An 18,181-nucleotide genomic window follows, 5' to 3' on the forward strand; every position below is an offset into this window, starting at 1 on the left:
GAACCGCCCTTTCACCAGGAGATTGAAAAGCGAGGCGTTTATGCGCCGCGCTTAATCCGAAATTTCTTGCGGCCCAGGATGGCTGCTGCGGCCAAGCCGAACAGAACAGTCATCGGCGGCGCAGGGACTTCCGTACCGCTGCTGGTGCCGCCGGAGGAGCTGCTGGAACTCGACGAAGATGACGAGCTCGAAGTGCTGCTGCTCGAGGTGGTTGAACCGCCCGATGACGAACCAGAGCTAGAGCCGGAAGAACTCGACGAAGACGAAGAGCTGCCCGACGAGGAGCTGGTGCTGCTGGTCATATCGCCTGAGGTGCTGCCGCCGCTGGTCGATACGCCAGATGATGTGGCGCCGCCCGAAGAGGATGAACTGCTCGATGAAGAGCTGCTGCCCGAAGACGAAGAGCTGGAGGACGCGCCGCCGGAGCTGCTGCCGCTCGACGACGAACCAGACGAGCTGCCCGAAGACGAGCCTGAGCTCGAACCGCTAGAGCCGTCGGAACCACCCGAACTGCCACCCGATGAGGACGAGCTGCTTGAGGACGAAGACGAGCTTGAAGAAGAGCTGGACGATGAACCGCCCGTGCTGCCGCCGGTTGAGGTCACTCCGCCTGTGGTCGTCGAAGAACCGCCGCTGCTGGAGCTCGATGAGCTGCCTGAACTGCTGCCGCTGCTCGACCCACCGGTGGAACCGCCACTCGAAGTGGTCGTGCCGCCCGTAGAGGTATCACCGCCAGTGCTGGTGTTACCGCCCGATGAGCTGCTTGAGGACGACGAAGACGAACTTGAAGAGCTCGATGAGCTGGACGATGACGAGGATGAGCTCGAAACATTGCCCGAAGAGCTGGATACGTTGCCGGACGAACTCGAAACGTTACCCGAAGACGACGAGACATTCCCAGACGAGCTGGAGACGTTACCCGAGGACGAAGACACGTTGCCGGTCGACGAAGACACTGCACCGGTTGAGCTTGAAACAGCGCCGGTTGAACTCGACACATCACCTGACGAACTCGAGGTAGAGGTCGAAACTGCGCCCGTTGACGATGTGACCGTGCCGCTGGAGCTGGTCGAGGTGACCACGCCAGAAGACGATGTCGTCGAGGTTGAATTATCGATATCGATGATAATGCCGCCCGAGGATGACACCCCGTCGCTCGTCGTGCCGCCGCCCGAAGTCGTGGTGCTGACCACGGAGACATCACCGCTCGACGAACCGCCGCCGCCGAAGAATCCGCCGCCAAAGCCGCCGCCGAAACCGCCAAAGCCGCCGCTGCCGCCGATTACAACCGGAGCAGCCGAGCCGCCGCCGCCGCGAATGGGCGGCAATGGTGGGAGCGGCGCAGGAGCGTAGGCAACTTGAGCGATGGGCGGGCACTCAGCTGGATCGAAATAGGTTTGCACGATGCGACCTGCGCCAGCACCGGCGGCCGCGCCGGGCGCTACGCCCGCAATTGCGCCAGGACCGCCAAAGCCAGGCTGTTCTGGCTGGCACTCAATCGTGCGCTCAACAATACGCCGGCGGCGCTGCTCTGGTGGTGGCAGCTGACGCGTACGCGTTTTAATCTGGATCGGTTCGCCCTTCACCATGCGGGTGCGGGTCTCCACCAACTTGCCATCAATATTGGTGGTGAACTGGGGATCATCCGTGTTCATCGGCTCTGCCACTCGCACAGCACCCCCGGTCATCAGGGCGAGCCCTGCGGCGGTGGCTGATAGCTTTGCTGCGGCCAGTTTGATCGACATGAGATACGAACCTTGCGTTTGCTTGTGGTGGCTAGGGGGCGGCCCATCCGCTCCTTCACCAAATCCAACGTTCTCATGATGCTTCGGCAGGCCCGCGCACAACGCGGTTAACCATGATTCACCGCGGCTAACGCCGAAAAACCCACCAAAAGCGTGGTTTTTCAGAGGGCCTGTCCCAGTTTGATACCGAATATGCGGGCTAAGTAAGTCGCTGCGTTAGCCTGACGCGGCTAATCGCCCTCGCCAAACATGCTGGGCTGGCCATCGGCGCTGGCCCGATTCGCAGCCGCAGGGGCTGGCGGGGTCATTTCCAGATGCTCCCACCCGCCATCATTGAGCACCCGGCCGCGCGCGGTACGCGCCAGCAGACCCAGCTGGATGAGGTAAGGCTCGACCACATCCTCGACCGTGTCGCGCGGCTCTGCGAGGCCCGCTGCCAGCGTCTCCACGCCCACCGGGCCGCCCTTGTAAGTGGTTGCAATCATGGTGAGATAGCGCCGATCCATCGCGTCCAGACCCAGCCGGTCAATCTCCAACCGGGTCAGCGCGTTGTCAGCGCCCGCGCGCGTCACCGTGCCCTCGCCCGCGACATGGGCAAAATCGCGCACGCGCCTCAGCAAACGGCCAGCAACCCGCGGCGTCCCGCGCGAGCGGCGAGCGATTTCGCGAGCGCCCTGACTATCAATATTGAGCCCCAGCAGCCGCGCCCCGCGCGTCACCACCTGATCAAGCTCATCATGGGTGTAAAAATTGAGCCGTACCGGAATGCCGAACCGGTCGCGTAGTGGCGTCGTCAGCAAACCCTGGCGGGTGGTCGCGCCGATCAAAGTGAAGGGCGGCAGGTCGATCCGCACGCTGCGCGCAGACGGCCCCTCGCCAATAATAATGTCGAGCGCACGGTCCTCCATCGCAGGGTACAGCACTTCTTCGACAACTGGGTTCAGCCGGTGAATTTCATCAATGAACAGAACATCATGCGGCTCTAGATTGGTGAGCAGCGCGGCGAGATCACCCGCCTTTGCAATCACCGGGCCTGAGGTCGCGCGGAACCCCACGCCAAGCTCATTGGCGACGATCTGCGCCAGCGTCGTCTTGCCCAGCCCCGGAGGGCCAAAGAACAGCGTATGGTCCATCGCCTCGCCGCGCGATTTCGCGCTTTCGATGAACACGCGCAGATTATCGCGCGCGGCCTCTTGGCCGATAAATTCCTTGAGCGATTTCGGGCGCAGCGCGGCATCGGGATCATCAGGCTGCCGGTCAGGCGAATGGATCGGTGTTTCGTCGGTCATAACGGCCCTAGCCCTGCACCCGCTTTAGCCATTTCACAAACGGATCATCACTATTCTTATCGCCCATTTCTGGCATATCTCGCATGATTTCCGATGCCCTGTGCGGTATCACTGCGCCGAACGTCTCGGCCACCCAAGCCCGCAGAGCCATCGGCGCGGCGGGCGGCTGGGGCCGCTCATCTTCCATGCCTTCATAATCTCCGCGCGGATGCTCTTCTTCATGGATCTCAAGAGGCGTGCGCCCGTGGTTTTCTGACCAGCAGAGCTCATCATATCCAATCGCGAGCAGACGCAAGAAATCAACCGGATCGCCAACCATCACACCAATCATGGTTGACCCCGAACCCGACCCCAAATGAACAATCTGAGAATCCTCTGCATCATCCACCCAGAATGCTGCATAAGAGCCATCGCCGCCAGTCTTGCAGAACGGGACCAAACGCTCGCTAACCTCTGGCTTGTCACAGCCCACCCACAGCCGCGCATGGTCAGGATCGGGCGGAGTGATGCCCATGCAGCTGTTTTCCAGCGCAGGGTCGAGCAGAGCATGTCGGAATCCGTCTGAGCCATCAAAATGACGGTCCAGCCTATTGGCCTCAATCCATCGAAAATAGGCCAGGATTGGCTCTGGCACGGCAACGCTTGGACCAATTTCGGCCAGCATAGTTTGCGTAAAGCCGGTCATGCGCCCTCCCCTTCCTCTGGCATGATGCAATCGCGCACGCCCGGCCCATCAAGCAGGGTGCCCCCTGCCTCCTCGCATTCGCTTTTGCCAGAGATTTCAACCGCGCCGCTTGCGCCCAGAATAAAGGCGACCACCACCCCGCCCGCCAGCAAGGGCAAAAGCCAGCGCGGGATGTTCAATCCGGGGCGAAGGTCGTTGTCCTGCGTCAAAACGGGTTCACCGTGTAGCCGTTTTGCTGGAGCACCGCATGGGCCGTCATCGCCGAGAGCGACATGCGCACGCCTTCGATCAGCTCTTCAGGCGCGATGCCATTGGCCGCCGCGCTTTGCCCGCACAGCACCACATCGACGCCGTAATCGATCATGGTGCGCAGCATCGCAGCACTGGGATTGACGTCAGGGCTGGCCTCTCCGCCGCGCTCTCTCGCCGCCCATGCCTCATTGCTCAGCAGGTCGAGCGAGGCCTTGCCATGCACCACCAATGCGACGCGGATTTGCGCCGGATCAACGCCATTGGCGACATGCATATTGATAAAGCGCGCCACGCTTTCAAAGCTGCGGTGACGCTGTCCCTCGGCGGCCGCTTCGGCGACATCAAACGCGACGCTGAAACTCGCATCGGCGGGCAGATCGGTCATGCTTTCGACGGGTGCATGCGGGCCGAATTTCTCAAACACCGGGCCGGTTTTGAAGGCACTGAGATCAGCTTGCTGCGCAACGGCTGGACTGGCGAGAAAGAGCGCCGGGATCAGAAAAGCGAAACGCATGGGTATTCCTTTGGTGGTGATTTTGAGCGGTGCTGGCTTAGTCCGTGTCTGTGGAACCACGAGTAACATGGCGAGCCCGAGAATTCTCGAACGGATTATCAAGACTTCGTGACATAGCGGTCCAAACAATATGCAGCGACGAACAAAATCCCCACAGCGAGCCATTGCAAAGCTGGGACGATGACTATCACGATCGCATTTAACGGATCGGGTTCGACTAAAAATACACCTGCCCATTGTAGATAGTACCCCAATGCTGCGACCAAGATCACGGCGGAGTATAAGAAAATGGCAACCCATTCCGTAACTAGCTTACGACCTAACCAAATGCCAATTCCGATCGGCAAAATCGCCCAAAATCCCAAGCCTATGATGACTGCCATAGACAACAAATCTAAGTGATGATCAAACGCGCCAAGTTTGAGAAATAGGACAATGATCGCGGCAGAATACGCGCCACCGATCACGATGAACGGTAGCTTAGTCGGCCCCTCCATCACCCAGCTGCCTTCTTCAGCGCCACGCGGATCAGATCGCCTTCCTTTGCATCCTCGCCCAGCTCGCTGTGTGCGCGGGCCACGGCTTGGGCTGCGACCGCTGGTTTGAAGCCGAGGTTCTCCAGCGCGCTCACCGCATCAGCGCTTGCGCCGCCTTTCGGAACCGCAGCACCGGCAACGCCCGCAATCCCGCCGCCGGGCAGTGCGCCGGCTTTATCCTTCAATTCGTTGACGACCCGGCTCGCGAGTTTTGGCCCGACCCCCTGCGCCCGCGCGACCGTGGCCGCATCGCCGCCTGCGCAGGCATCGCGCACTTCGCCGGTCGATAGGGCAGACAGGATCGCCAGTGCCACTTTGCTGCCCACCCCTTGAACGGTCGTGAGCAGGCGGAACCAATCGCGCTCTGCGCTTTCGGCAAAGCCGAGCAGGCGCATATCGTTCTCGCTGACCTGCAAATCGGTGTGGACGGTGCAAGCCTCGCCCACTTCGCCCATGGCGCTAAGCGTTTTGGTGGAGCAATGGACCAGATAGCCGACGCCCTGAACATCGACGATGGCCCAATCCTCGCCCGTTTCATCGAGCCGTCCGGATAATTTCGCGATCATATTCGTGTTCCCTTGGACATGGTTTGTTCCTGCCTTACCTGCGCGGCTTTGACCAGAGGAAGTTGTTTGGTTGTCCAGAAGGGTATTGGTTTTCCTACCGATAGGGCCTTCGCTATGAACTCACCTATGCCAAACACTGCGCCGCTCACACCAATCGCTCTTGATCGAAATTTCCGATCAATCGGAGCGCCTGTAATCGATTGCCTTTCTCCCTTTGGACTGTGTTCCAGCCGTTCCAAGCGTGGCTGGCGTACGACGAACCGAGTGATCGCGCTTTGCGGCGACACACACTCAGCCAAAGGTGGACAAACGCGGCGAGATTGGCGAATTGGGCGGCTATGAGTTGGAACACCTTCGGACGCGCATTGCGCTTCACCACTTGGGGCGAGAGCCATGGACCGGCATTGGGCGTGGTGCTCGACGGGTGCCCGCCGGGCATTGGCTTAAGCGAGGCGGACATTCAGCCGTTCATGGACGCGCGCAAGCCGGGGACAAGCAAGTTCACCACTCAGCGCAAAGAGGCCGATCTGGTCCGGATCCTCTCCGGCGTGTTCGAGGGCAAGACGACCGGCACGCCGATCAGCATGATGATCGAGAACACCGATCAGCGCAGCAAGGATTACGGCGAGATCGCCAAGAGCTATCGCCCCGGCCATGCGGACTACACCTATGATGCGAAATACGGCATCCGCGACTATCGCGGTGGCGGACGCAGCAGCGCGCGCGAAACCGCGGCGCGTGTGGCGGCGGGCGCCGTGGCCCGGCTCATCATCCCAGAGGTCACCATCACCGGCTTCGTGTGCGAGCTGGGCGGGGACAGGATCGACCGCGAGGCGATCAATCTCAGCGAAATCGGCAGCAACCCGTTCTGGTGTCCAGACAGCTGGGCGGCGAAACGTTGGGAAGAGCTGGTCGATACAGCGCGCAAGGATGGGTCATCGCTGGGCGCGGTGGTCGAATGCGTCGCGGAAGGCGTGCCCGCCGGATGGGGCGCACCGGTTTATGCGAAGCTCGACAGCGATCTGGCCGCCGCAATGATGACGATCAACGCGACCAAGGGCGTGGAGATTGGCGATGGGTTCGAGGCAGCGCGGCTGACTGGCGAGCAGAACGCCGATGCGATGAGCCCGGGCGCAGATGGCACCCCGCAATACGCCAGCAACCACGCGGGCGGCACGGCAGGCGGTATCTCAACCGGACAGCCGGTCGTGTGCCGCACGGCGTTCAAGCCAACCAGTTCCATCCTGACCCCAGTGGACTCGATCAACTCTGATGGAGAGGCGACCAAGGTCCGCACCAAAGGGCGGCACGACCCGTGCGTCGGCATTCGCGGAACTCCGGTGGTGGAAGCGATGATGGCGCTGGTGCTGGCTGATCACAAGCTGCTGCACCGTGCTCAGGTCGGCGGCGCATAGGATGCGGGCTCACATACGCCGCGAACACTACCAAGCGGCTCTGCCATTCGACCAACGCCGATTGCCACATCACCCGCCATTGGCTAGCTAGAACAACGCTTTGCCCCCTCTCAACGAACAAGCAGGTATCCCCATCCGTTCTTCCCCTTCTCAGCAATCAGACCTACACCTCGACAGCGCCGCCTACGGCCAGGACGATGGAAGCTCCGAGCCGGCCCCTACGACTACCGGCGACGAGACAGTGCCGGCGATCAACCCGCGCGTCTTGGCCCGCGAGCTGGCCGCGTTCCGCACACCGCGCGTCTCGCGCAGCATCTGGGAGGTCGCCTCCACCTTCCTGCCATTTGCGGTTCTGCTGGGCGCGATGCTGTTCGCGGTTCAGGCCGGGCATTACATCGCCTTTGCGCTGACACCGTTTGCGGGAATGCTGCTGCTGCGCCTGTTCATCATTCAGCATGATTGCGGCCATGGCTCGTTCTTCAAGAGCAAGACCGCCAACACCTGGCTTGGCCGCTCGATCGGCGTGCTGACGCTGACGCCGTACGACTGCTGGCGGCGCAGCCATGAGCTGCACCATGCGAGCACGGGCAACCTTGATGCGCGCGGGTTTGGCGATGTCGACACGCTGACCGTGCGCGAATACCGCGCAAAGAGCTGGTTTGGCCGGTTGGGATACCGGCTCTATCGCCATCCGATCGTGCTGATGGGCATTGGCCCGGCCTACCTGTTCCTGCTCAGGCACCGCCTGCCGATTGGGCTGATGAAGGACGGCTCGGTCTATTGGATCAGCGCCTTGGCCACCAATGCCGCGGCTGCCGGGCTGCTCGTGGCATTGGGCCTGATCTTCGGAGCCTATGTGACTGCAATCGTGTTCTTGCCCGTGCTGTTGACCGCCGCATCGGTTGGCGTGTGGCTGTTTTATGTCCAGCATCAGTTCGAAGATGCACATTGGGACACGCGCGAGAACTGGTCCTATCACGAGTTCGCAATTGGCGGCAGTTCCTACCTTCACCTGCCCGCTGTGATGAATTGGTTCACAGGCAATATCGCGATCCACCACATCCACCATCTGGTCAGCCGCATCCCGTTCTACCGCCTGCCCACGGCGTTGAGGGAACACCCGGAGTTGGCACAGGTCAACCGCGTCGGCCCGCGCGAAGCGGTCAGCTCCATGTGGCTGGCGCTATGGGATGAGGATCGCCGCAAGCTGATCAGCTTTCGCGAGGCGAAACGGCTACAAGCCTAAGCTCAAACCGGGCCTATTACCCGCTCGCAACGGCGCAGAAGGTTCCCAGAAACTTCGATTGGAAAATTCGATCATCGTGATCGCACTAATCGGCTTTTGTGCAGCGCAGCAATCCCTATGTGAGGTGCACGTCAAGGGCGGACCGCGCCCCACGTAACGCATTACCAAATAAGGGGTATTACCAATGGGCATTATCGGCTCAACCATCAAACCATTCACCGCCACAGCCTTCAAAGCCGGCGAAGATTTCTACGAAGTCACCGACGAAGACGTAAAGGGCAAGTGGTCGATCTTCTTCTTCTATCCTGCTGACTTCACCTTCGTATGCCCGACCGAGCTCGAAGATCTCGGCGAGAAGTACACCATGCTGCAAGACATGGGCGTCGAAGTGTACGGCGTCAGCACTGACACGCACTTCAGCCACAAGGCATGGCACGACACCTCTGACAAGATCGGGAAGCTGCAATTCCCATTCCTGGGCGACCAAAACCACGTGCTCGCACGCAATTTCGACGTGCTGCGTGAAGGCGTAGGCCTGGCCGACCGTGCGACTTTCGTGGTCGACCCCGACGGCGTGATCCAGATCATGGAGCAAACCTGCGAGGGCGTAGGCCGCAATGCCAACGAACTGACTCGCAAGATCAAGGCCGCTCAATATGTGCGCGCCAACCCAGGTCAAGTCTGCCCGGCAGCATGGGAAGAAGGCAGCGACACCCTGGCCCCATCGCTCGATCTCGTCGGCAAAATCTAAGCAGCGGCCTCAGGCTACTCAAACACACTCGGCGGCGCGGCTTTCACAAGCGAGAGCCGCGCCGCCGCCCAACTCAAGACAATACGGATTTCTCCATGCTCGACGCCACTATGCAAACCCAGCTAAAGCAATATTTCGCCAATCTGCGCGAGCCGATTGAGCTGGTCGCAAGCCTGGATGAAAGCGAGAAGTCCGAGCAAACCCGCGACTTACTGAGCCAGATTGCTGAGCTGCACGATCTGGTCAGCGCCAGCTTCGACGGCACCGACGATCGCAGGCCGAGCTTTATCATTCGCCGCGCCAGTGATGCGACCAAATGGGTCCGCTTTGCTGGCCTGCCCATGGGCCACGAGTTCACCTCTCTGGTGCTCGCCCTGCTCTGGGCTGGCGGACACCCGCCAAAGGTTGATGCCGATCTGATCGAACAGATCCGCGCTCTGGAGGGCGACTATGACTTTGAGATGTTCTTCTCACTCAGCTGTCACAATTGCCCGGATGTCGTGCAAGCACTCACCCTGATGGCGCTCGAAAATCCGCGCATCAATGCCACGCTGATCGAAGGTGGAACCTTCCAAGACGAGGTCGACGCGCGCGAAATTATGGCTGTGCCTGCGACCTTCCTCAACGGCGAAAGCTTCTACAATGGCAAAATGGAGCTGGCAGAGATCCTCTCCAAGCTCGACAGCGGCGCGGACGCGAAAGCGGCTGAAAAGCTCGATGCGAAAGAGCCATTCGAAGTTCTGGTCATCGGCGGCGGCCCCGCGGGCGCAGCCTCGGCCGTTTATACCGCTCGCAAAGGCTTTCGCACCGGTATCGCAGCAGAGCGCTTCGGCGGCCAGCTGATGGATACGCTTGGGATCGAGAATCTGCCCGGCACCAGTTATACCGAGGGTCCAAAGCTGGCTGACAACCTCAGAAGCCACACGGGTGATTATGACATCGACGTGATGGATCTGGCCCGCGCGACCCAGATGAAACCAGCTGGTGAAGCAGGCGGCATGCACGAAGTGACCATGGCGAATGGCGCGGTGCTAAAGGCGCGCTCGCTGATCCTGTCAACCGGCGCGCGCTGGCGCAATCTTGGCGTTCCGGGCGAGACGGAATATCGCAATAAGGGCGTCGCCTATTGCCCGCACTGTGACGGCCCCTTGTTCAAGGGCAAGAACATCGCGGTAATCGGCGGCGGCAACTCTGGCGTCGAGGCCGCGATTGATCTGGCCAAGATCGTCGGCCACGTTACGCTGGTCGAATATGACAGCAAACTGCGCGCCGACGATGTGTTGCAACGCAAATTGCGCAGCATGTCCAATGTCGAAATCATCACCTCAGGCCAGACCACCGAAGTGCTTGGCGACGGATCGAAGGTCAGCGGGCTAGTCGTCAAAGATCGAACCAGCGGTGATGAACGCCGGATCGAGCTGGAAGGCGTGTTCGTCCAGATCGGCCTGGTGCCAAACACGGAATGGCTGGAAGGCACCGGCCTGGAGCTGTCTCAGCATGGCGAGATCGTGGTTGATCAGCACGGCGCAACCAACCTGCCCGGCATTTATGGCGCAGGCGATGCGACCACTGTGCCAGACAAGCAGATCGTCGTGGCGATGGGCGAAGGCGCAAAGGCTGGTCTTGGCGCGTTTGACTATCTGATCCGCAACGAACCTGCGGACGAGGTCGCCGAGGCGGCATAATCTCGCGGACGGCGGGCACGCTGACGCGCAACGCTCCTACGACACAGACAATAGGCATCAAGGGGTGAACGCTGGGCGCTTGCCCCTTTTTGCTGTGTGCTGCGCTCAAGCCAAGTCCGGGCCTTCAATCGATCCTATCAATCAATTAGCGCATATTAATCGATTAGACAGATCAAACTCAAACGGTCATCTTCTCCCCATAACCTTGGCTCAACCCCGAGTCTCAATGTGGTGAGGAGAACCCCAATGGATGCAAAAACTGGTGAAATGAACGGCTGTCCCTTCAATGGCGACAGCACAATGCGCTCTCTCTTAGGCCGGACCAATCGTGATTGGTGGCCAGAGGCAACCCAGCTGGAAATCCTCACTCAGGGAGGCCGCGACGCCAACCCTTACGGCGACGACTTTGACTATGCCGAGGCCTTCAACACGATAGATTACACCGCGCTGAAAGCAGACTTGACCGCGCTGATGACCGACAGTCAGGATTGGTGGCCAGCGGACTATGGCCATTACGGTCCGTTTTTCATTCGCATGGCATGGCACGCGGCCGGCACCTATCGCACCGGCGATGGCCGCGGTGGTTCCTCCAGCGGCCAGCAGCGCTTTGCTCCGCTCAACAGCTGGCCAGACAATGGCAACCTCGACAAGGCGCGCCGCCTGCTCTGGCCGATCAAACAGAAATACGGCAAGAACATCAGCTGGGCTGACCTGTTCATCCTGACCGGCAACGTCGCCATCGAAAGCATGGGCGGCCCAGTGTTCGGCTTTGGCGGCGGCCGCGCCGACGTGTTCGAGCCAGAGACCGTCTATTGGGGCACAGAAGAGCAGTGGGTCGACGAAGGCGTTGAAACGCGCATCATCCCTGACGAAGGCAAGGCGCTGGAAAACCCGCTGGCAGCGATCCAGATGGGCTTGATCTACGTCAATCCAGAAGGGCCAGGCGGCAATCCTGATCCGCTGCAATCGGCCCGCGACATGCGCGAAACCTTCGCTCGCATGGCGATGAATGACGAAGAGACCGTTGCGCTGACCGCTGGCGGCCATGCCTTCGGTAAGGCTCACGGTGCGGCGCCATCTGACACCTTCGGCACTGGCCCGGAAGGTGAGCACCTGCATCTGCAGGGACTCGGTTGGCTGACCGACGAGAGCGAAATCGAGAAAGGCCATATCACGACCTCTGGCATCGAAGGCTCGTGGTCCAACAACCCGACGTCATGGAGCCACGATTACTTCCGAATCCTGTTCAAGTACGACTTTGAACTTACAGAAAGCCCCGCTGGCGCGAAGATGTGGACACCGATCAACCCGGAAGAGGCCGACATGGCACCGGATGCTCGGGACCCCAGCAAGAAGGTCCAGACCATCATGACCACCGCCGATATGGCGCTGAAGATGGACCCGGAATATCGCAAGATTTCCGAGCGTTTCCTCGCCAATCCAGAGCAGCTGGATGACGCATTTGCGCGCGCATGGTTCAAACTGTGTCATCGCGATATGGGGCCAAAGGTCCGCTACATGGGTCCAGAGGTTCCAGAAGAAACCCTTATCTGGATGGACCCCGTTCCTGCCGGAACGGAGCCATCTGACAACGCGGTTAGCGCGTTCAAGTCGGCCATCCTTGGCAGCGGTCTGACCGTGAGCGAGCTGGTCAAAGCGGCATGGGCTTCGGCTTCAAGTTACCGCAATTCGGACCACCGTGGCGGCGCCAATGGTGCCCGCGTGCGGCTCGCCCCGCAAAATGGCTGGGCGGCGAACGATCCCGATGAGCTTAGCAAAGTGCTTGCCAAAATCGACGAGCTGCGCGGTGATCTGTCGATGGCCGACGCCATCGTGCTCGCCGGAACGGCCGCGGTTGAGAAAGCCGCTGCGGACGCTGGTCACAGCGTGAGCGTGCCATTTGCTGGCGGACGCGGCGATGCGACCGAAGAGCATACCGATGCGGAGAGCTTTGAGCCGCTGGAGCCGTTTGCTGATGGCTTCCGCAACTACCTCAAAACGAAGGCAAGCGTTCGGACCGAAGAAATGCTGATCGACCGTGCGCATTTGCTCGGCCTGTCCATTCCGGAAATGACCGTTCTGGTTGGCGGCATGCGAGCGCTGGGCGCAAACACTGGCAACACCAGCCACGGCGTGTTTACCGACCGGGTTGGTCAGCTGACACCCGACTTCTTCACCAACCTGCTCGACATGGGAACCAAGTGGACTCCGGTCGATGACAGCGGCGATGAAGAGTACATCGGCACAGACCGCAAGACTGGCGCAGAGAAGTTCCGCGCCACCCGCACGGACTTGGTCTTCGGTTCCAACTCACAGCTGCGCGCACAGGCCGAAGTTTATGCCGAGGCTGGCAATGAGGCGAAGTTCGTCGCTGACTTCATCGCGGCTTGGACCAAGGTGATGAATGCAGATCGCTTTGATCTGACCCATGCAAAATACCATGGCTGATCCGGCACGAGCCTGATCGGGTCGCAAGAGAGCCCTCGGCAGAAATGCCGGGGGCTTTCCGTTTTTAGCTTGAGAAAATGTGGAACGTGAAGGAGCGTTTAGCGCTGCCGTTTCAGCACCAGATAGAGCGCGCCTTCGCCGCCATGGCTGCGGTGGGCCGCTCTCACTGCTGAGATCGATCCGGCATGCGGGCCAGCGGCGAGCCAATCGAGCAGTTTGGCCCGGATAGCGCCGCGTTTCTCCCCGCGGTCCGCTGGATCCACTGGTCGCGAGCGCCCAGCAATCACCAGCACGACCCGCGCATCCATTGCCCGCGCTTGGTCAAGCCCGCTGGAGAGCCGCATGTAGGCGCTGTCGAGCGTGTGGCCGTGCAAATCGAGCGTGTAATCGGGCACAATCCGGCCTGTTTTCAGCTTACGATCCCAGTGCCCATCAAGACTGGACGGGGCCAGTTTGGGCGGAGGCGCAGCAGCCACCTGTGCACTCACGCGCGGGAGTTTCTTGGACTGTTTGCGCATTGGCGAGACCGGCTGCGGCGTCTTCAAGCCAGTTTTCGGTTTCGCTTTCGTCTGCACCCCAGCGGCAGGTTCTTGCGGCATTACGGGGCGCGCACGCCCCTCTAGCGGAGTGACGCTCTGCGCCAAATGCGCCCAAGCAGCCGCCTCTTGCTCATTGAGGCCGCGCGGGATGCTCATTGGCCAGCGTGGCGTTCCACTACGCCGCGCGGAAGCAGGATCAGAGCTTGCCCGCGCCCGCTCATGCCGCCAGCGATCTGGCGCGCGTCTTCGCCTGCCCCCCAAAAGGTATCGAAGCGGTTCGGCCCTTTGATAGCCCCGCCAGTGTCTTGCGCGATCCACAGGCCATCGGCGACATCGCGGTCGAGATCGAGCCAGACAGGCGCGCCGTAAGGTACGAACCGCGGATCAACCGCAACCGAGCTTTCCCGCCGAACCGGAATACCCAGCGAACCCAGCGGCCCATCACCGGTTAGCTCGCGGAAGAAAATCCAGCTCTTGTTGAGGCGCATCAGCTCGCGACCGTCCTCGGGATTTTCGCGGATATAGGCCATGATGCCTTGCATGGAGCCAGCGTATTTGCCCGGCCCTTCGCCGATCAAACCACGGTCGCGCATAACTCGGCCAACACCGACATATTCGCGGCCATTCTGCCCGGCATAGCCGATACGGATCACTTCGCCATCGGGTGTGCGCAGGCGCCCGGAACCTTGGATCTGCAGGAAGAAGAGCTCAACCGGATCGGCTGCCCAAGCGATGACGGGGACTTTCCCATCAAGCGCGCCTTCTTCAATCTCGCGGCGCTCGTAATAGCGCACGAACTCGCCCGCGTCATTGGTGCGTCCCAGCGGCGCTCGCCCCGTGCGTTCTGCCTCCGGAATATCCGCCGTCCAGCCGCGCTTCAGATCGCTCGGCATGGCATAGATCGGTGTTTGGAAACCGGGGGAGCGCGTACGGCTTGCGCGGATTTCAGGCTCGAAATATCCGGTCGCAAAGGCCTCGCCCGTGCCGACAATCGCGGTTTCAAAATAGGTCGCAAAGAAAGTGTCGGCGGTGCCGCGATTGCGCGGTGCGGCCTCGCAGGCTCGCTCCCAATCGCTTTGCCGAGTTAGGCCGGTGGTATCCTCACGCCGCAGCAGGCTGGGGCAGCTTTCGATGAAAGAGCGAAGCGCGCCCTCTGCATCGGCCTGAGAATACCCCAGCCCGGAAACATATGGTCCCGCCTGCACGCCTGCCATCAGCGCGCTGGTCGGCGCTGGGCCGGTAGGCGCAGGCGGCGTAATTGGAGCGGTTGGCGCGGTCACAGGCGGCAGCGGTGTCGTCACCACCGGGCCACTAGGCGCAGTGCTTTCAGGGATCAGCCGGACGCAGCCGGACAGGAGGATAGCGATCGCCAGAACCAGGCCTGTGCGCATTGTACTCTCCTTAAGGTCAGTGCCCGTTAGGCAAGCTGCCTAGCCTTCGTCGGTTTCGTCGAGCACCCAGTTTGGATCTTTGTCGCTCACATTGCGTGAGAACACCCAGATGTCGCGGCTTTCGATTGCGTCATCAAGCGAACCGGCGATCATATTGCCATCCTTATCGCGGGTGACAGCGGCGATATCGGCCACGAACAGCAGAGCGATCCGGGCCATCCGGCCATCAAGCTGGGCAGAGTGGATCTTCGTCTCTTCGATGCGGATCAGCTTGTTCTCAAGAGTGTGACCAGCGGCCTCACGCTCATCGATAGCGGCGACAAAGCCTTCGTAAACATCGTCATCGCACAGATCGCGCAGGGTCTCACGGTCACCTTGCCAGAATGCCTCAAGCACCATTGTGTAGGCAGTCCGTCCGCCTTCTAGGAAGGATGTGAGGTCAAACCGGCTGTCGGCCGCAGCGATTTCGCGAATGCCGCGTTCGACCGCTGGCAAAACGCCTGTGATCTCTGGCTGAGGATTGGCGGCCACTGGCACTGCCGCCGGGCTTGGCGGGGTATGCGGCGGCTGTTTGCCGCTCGGCTCAAACCGGTTTGGAACCGATTCCTCTTCATGTTCTGCACGGCGGCCAAGCACCGAATAGAGACGCAGCCCCAAAAATGCGGCGATCATGGCGAGGATGATAATTTCAACAATCACGTTTGTAATACCCGGTTGGTTTGGGATCACGCAGCCGTGCGATCTCCGATTCCTATGTACCTTAAGTGCCTTAAATAGGCGCTAAATACAAATCGACAACGACCTTTCGCGTGCCCGTTACAGGTTTTTGCGTGCATCTCATCCGGTTGCGAGCACGGCTCGCGCCTGCTAGGCGCGCCGCCAACCGAACACCCGATTACCCTGCGCACTGTGCAGGCTTCACATTATCCCTGATGGAAAGAGCTTAAAAATGGCCGAAGAAGGCGACATCCTAACCGATCTCAACAATCCAGCAGCCGGCGCAAATGGCGCCGATAATCAGCCCGCAGCTGGCCTGATTACGCAATATGTCAAAGACTTGTCGGTCGAAAATCCGAATGCGCCGGACGTCTATCAATGGCAGGATCAACCGCAGATCGACGTACAGTTCAACATTGGCGCTGAGCAAGTGAACGAGAATGTTCACGAGATCACTTTGAAAGTGAACATCGACGCCAAGACCGAGCAAGGCAGCGCCTATTTGGTAGAGCTGGCCTATTGCGGCCTCATCGGTGTGCGCAATCTGCCTGAAGATCAGACCCATGCGTTTCTGTTTGCCGAAGCACCGCGTCTGCTGTTCCCATTCGCTCGCCGCGTCGTTGCCGATGCCGTGCGTGATGCTGGCTTCCCGCCGCTGCTGATGGATCCGATTGATTTCAACGGTCTCTATCTTCAGCAGCTCGCTCGCAAGCAGCAAGAAGAAGCAGCCGCTGGCGGTGCGCCTGCTGGCGAGGCTTAGGGCCGCGTTTTGCTTGGCCCGGCTCACAGGCTTTCAAACCGCTAGACCTGTGATAGGGCTGGTGCAGCCATGAGCCTGCTTAAAAATGTCGGAACCATTGGCGGGCTAACCCTCGCCAGCCGGGTCGCCGGGATGGCGCGCGAGATGATTTTCTCGCGTGTCCTCGGCGCCAATGACATCACTGATGCCTGGTTTCAGGCCTTCATCATTCCGAATGTGTTTCGCCGGCTGTTTGCCGAGGGAGCCTTTTCGGCTGCCTTTGTGCCAATGTTCTCCAAGCGCCTGCACGGCGAAGGCGGCATGGAAGAAGCCCGCTCGTTCAGCGCCGATGTGCTGAGCGTATTCCTGCCAGTGCTGATCGCGCTCTTGGCGATATTTGAGCTCGCTATGCCGGGCGTGATCTGGCTGCTGGCAGAAAAGCCTGTTGACGAGAACACCTTTCCGATAGCCGTCGATTTCGCTCGGATTATGTTCCCCTACATCGTGCTGGTCAGCATGGTGACGCTCTTCACCGGCATGCTGAATTCGGTCTCGCGCTTTGCGCCGGGTGCCAGCTTTCCGATCATTTTGAACATAGTGCTGATCGCAGCCTTGCTGGTCGGCGAGCGCTGGATGGCGACCGGGGCCAGCCTTGAGCAGGTCGCCTATGGCATCGCCTGGGCCGTCACCGGGGCGGGCGTGATGCAGCTCGCCTGGCTGTATTACTGGGTCAGGGTTGAGGGCTTCGAGGTCAAAATGCGCCTGCCGCGTCTCACACCAGAGGTGAAACGGCTAGGGATCATCGCCCTGCCAGCCGCGATTGGCGGGGGCGCGTATCAGATCAACACTCTGGTCCAGCTCTATTTCCTCAACCAGCTGGAAAGCGGCGCGGTCAGTTACATGAATTATGCCGATCGGCTCAATCAGCTGCCGCTCGGGATCATTGGGATCGCCCTGTCCACCGCAATCCTACCGACCCTGTCCAAATTCGTCGGCAGCGACAATCACGAGGGCGCATCGCGAATCCAGTCAGACGCGATCGAGCTTGCGATGCTGCTGACGCTGCCTGCGACTTTTGCCCTCGCCATTTGCGGCGTGCCGTTTGTGACGATGATTTTCGAAGGCGGACGTTTCGCGATTGAGGACGCCAATCAAACGGGCGCGGTCCTCACCGCGCTGGTGCTGGGTCTGCCCGCCTATGTCCTGATCAAAGTGCTGGTCCCGAACTTTTACGCGCGCGCCGATACGAAGACGCCGGTTTACACCGCCTTTGTCGCGCTCTTCGTATTCATCACTTACAACATCCTGTTCTTGGAAACTTATGGCGTCGTCGGCGTCGCTTTGGCCAGCGCGACCGGCGCGTGGATCAATGTCACCATCCTTTATGTGATCCTCGCCATGCGCGGGCATTACCGCGCCAATTGGCAGCTGGTCGGACGGATCGCGCGGCAGCTCATTGCAGCCGCCGCAATGGGCGCTGCGCTGTATTTTGCCAGCGATATGCTGAGCGACTATTACTCCGCCGGTATCTTTGCGCGCCTGTTTGCCCTCGCGGTGCTGGTCGGCGCGGCGGCAATCGTCTATTTCACCTTGGCATTCGCTCTGGGCGCGCTCGACCGCGAACGGATCGCTAAGCTCACCCGCAAATCAACCTAAACTGAAA

The 18,181-nt window shown here is 60.5% G+C and carries 18 protein-coding genes; 9 read left to right on the forward strand and 9 right to left on the reverse strand.

The window, feature by feature from the left end:
* Positions 1-78: 78 nt before the first annotated feature.
* Together AC0V6V_RS06530 and AC0V6V_RS06535 are read left to right on the forward strand one after the other, a co-directional pair.
* A complete protein-coding gene (locus AC0V6V_RS06530; RefSeq protein WP_486164630.1) occupies positions 79-1,353 on the forward strand; it encodes a hypothetical protein in 1,275 nt (424 codons plus the stop codon).
* Positions 1,354-1,358: 5 nt separating this feature from the next.
* Positions 1,359-1,715 carry a hypothetical protein gene (locus AC0V6V_RS06535; RefSeq protein ID WP_486164631.1) on the forward strand — a complete coding sequence of 119 codons (357 nt, stop codon included), beginning with the start codon at positions 1,359-1,361 and terminating at the stop codon, positions 1,713-1,715.
* A 260-nt stretch (positions 1,716-1,975) separates the two neighbouring features.
* Here the strand turns inward: AC0V6V_RS06535 and ruvB are convergent, their stop codons facing one another.
* The 6 genes from ruvB to ruvA form a co-directional block, all read right to left on the reverse strand.
* Positions 1,976-3,034 carry a Holliday junction branch migration DNA helicase RuvB gene (gene ruvB / locus AC0V6V_RS06540; protein WP_486164632.1) on the reverse strand — a complete coding sequence of 353 codons (1,059 nt, stop codon included), beginning with the start codon at positions 3,032-3,034 and terminating at the stop codon, positions 1,976-1,978.
* A gap of 7 nt (positions 3,035-3,041) precedes the next feature.
* Positions 3,042-3,719, reverse strand: coding sequence for a hypothetical protein (locus AC0V6V_RS06545; RefSeq protein ID WP_486164633.1), 678 nt, complete (start codon positions 3,717-3,719; stop codon positions 3,042-3,044).
* On the reverse strand, positions 3,716-3,928 hold the full coding sequence (locus tag AC0V6V_RS06550) for a hypothetical protein (RefSeq protein WP_486164634.1): 213 nt from the start codon (positions 3,926-3,928) through the stop codon (positions 3,716-3,718). The genes AC0V6V_RS06545 and AC0V6V_RS06550 overlap by 4 nt, the downstream gene beginning before the upstream one ends.
* Positions 3,925-4,485 (reverse strand): DsrE family protein, encoded by a 561-nt coding sequence (locus AC0V6V_RS06555; protein WP_486164635.1) that lies wholly within the window; start codon positions 4,483-4,485, stop codon positions 3,925-3,927. Before AC0V6V_RS06555 ends, AC0V6V_RS06550 begins: the two co-directional genes overlap by 4 nt.
* Positions 4,486-4,583: 98 nt before the next feature.
* Positions 4,584-4,982 carry a hypothetical protein gene (locus AC0V6V_RS06560; RefSeq protein ID WP_486166258.1) on the reverse strand — a complete coding sequence of 133 codons (399 nt, stop codon included), beginning with the start codon at positions 4,980-4,982 and terminating at the stop codon, positions 4,584-4,586.
* A complete protein-coding gene (ruvA, locus tag AC0V6V_RS06565; protein ID WP_486164637.1) occupies positions 4,982-5,587 on the reverse strand; it encodes a Holliday junction branch migration protein RuvA in 606 nt (201 codons plus the stop codon). The genes AC0V6V_RS06560 and ruvA overlap by 1 nt, the downstream gene beginning before the upstream one ends.
* A gap of 338 nt (positions 5,588-5,925) precedes the next feature.
* On the opposite strand from ruvA, the gene aroC reads away from it, so the two are divergent.
* The 5 genes from aroC to katG all read left to right on the forward strand — a co-directional run bounded on the left by aroC (position 5,926) and on the right by katG (position 13,132).
* The gene (aroC, locus tag AC0V6V_RS06570; RefSeq protein ID WP_486164638.1) at positions 5,926-7,002 is read left to right on the forward strand and encodes a chorismate synthase; all 1,077 of its coding nucleotides are present in this window, start codon (positions 5,926-5,928) and stop codon (positions 7,000-7,002) included.
* Between the two features lie 100 nt (positions 7,003-7,102).
* Positions 7,103-8,248 carry a fatty acid desaturase gene (locus AC0V6V_RS06575; protein ID WP_486166259.1) on the forward strand — a complete coding sequence of 382 codons (1,146 nt, stop codon included), beginning with the start codon at positions 7,103-7,105 and terminating at the stop codon, positions 8,246-8,248.
* A gap of 184 nt (positions 8,249-8,432) precedes the next feature.
* Positions 8,433-8,999: an alkyl hydroperoxide reductase subunit C gene (gene ahpC, locus AC0V6V_RS06580; protein WP_486138156.1), complete on the forward strand. Its 567-nt coding sequence runs from the start codon at positions 8,433-8,435 to the stop codon at positions 8,997-8,999.
* A 95-nt stretch (positions 9,000-9,094) separates the two neighbouring features.
* Positions 9,095-10,684, forward strand: a complete 1,590-nt coding sequence (ahpF, locus tag AC0V6V_RS06585; protein WP_486164640.1) for an alkyl hydroperoxide reductase subunit F — start codon at positions 9,095-9,097, stop codon at positions 10,682-10,684.
* Positions 10,685-10,930: 246 nt separating this feature from the next.
* Entirely contained in the window at positions 10,931-13,132 is a 2,202-nt protein-coding gene (gene katG, locus AC0V6V_RS06590; RefSeq protein WP_486164641.1) for a catalase/peroxidase HPI, read from the forward strand.
* 98 nt (positions 13,133-13,230) lie between these two features.
* On the opposite strand, the gene AC0V6V_RS06595 is transcribed toward katG, so the two are convergent.
* Genes AC0V6V_RS06595 through AC0V6V_RS06605 form a run of 3 tightly spaced genes read right to left on the reverse strand, consistent with a single transcriptional unit; the run spans position 13,231 to position 15,761 of the window.
* Positions 13,231-13,827 carry a Smr/MutS family protein gene (locus AC0V6V_RS06595; RefSeq protein WP_486164642.1) on the reverse strand — a complete coding sequence of 199 codons (597 nt, stop codon included), beginning with the start codon at positions 13,825-13,827 and terminating at the stop codon, positions 13,231-13,233.
* Positions 13,824-15,062 (reverse strand): murein transglycosylase A, encoded by a 1,239-nt coding sequence (gene mltA, locus AC0V6V_RS06600; protein ID WP_486164643.1) that lies wholly within the window; start codon positions 15,060-15,062, stop codon positions 13,824-13,826. The genes AC0V6V_RS06595 and mltA overlap by 4 nt, the downstream gene beginning before the upstream one ends.
* Positions 15,063-15,101: 39 nt before the next feature.
* Positions 15,102-15,761 (reverse strand): Tim44/TimA family putative adaptor protein, encoded by a 660-nt coding sequence (locus AC0V6V_RS06605; RefSeq protein WP_486164644.1) that lies wholly within the window; start codon positions 15,759-15,761, stop codon positions 15,102-15,104.
* Positions 15,762-16,011: 250 nt separating this feature from the next.
* Between AC0V6V_RS06605 and secB the strand changes: the two genes are divergently transcribed.
* Both secB and murJ read left to right on the forward strand, forming a co-directional pair.
* Positions 16,012-16,539, forward strand: coding sequence for a protein-export chaperone SecB (gene secB, locus AC0V6V_RS06610; RefSeq protein ID WP_486164645.1), 528 nt, complete (start codon positions 16,012-16,014; stop codon positions 16,537-16,539).
* 69 nt (positions 16,540-16,608) lie between these two features.
* A complete protein-coding gene (gene murJ, locus AC0V6V_RS06615) occupies positions 16,609-18,174 on the forward strand; it encodes a murein biosynthesis integral membrane protein MurJ (RefSeq protein WP_486166260.1) in 1,566 nt (521 codons plus the stop codon).
* Positions 18,175-18,181: the final 7 nt, after the last annotated feature.

It is taken from the genome of Erythrobacter sp. S249 (assembly GCF_057364975.1).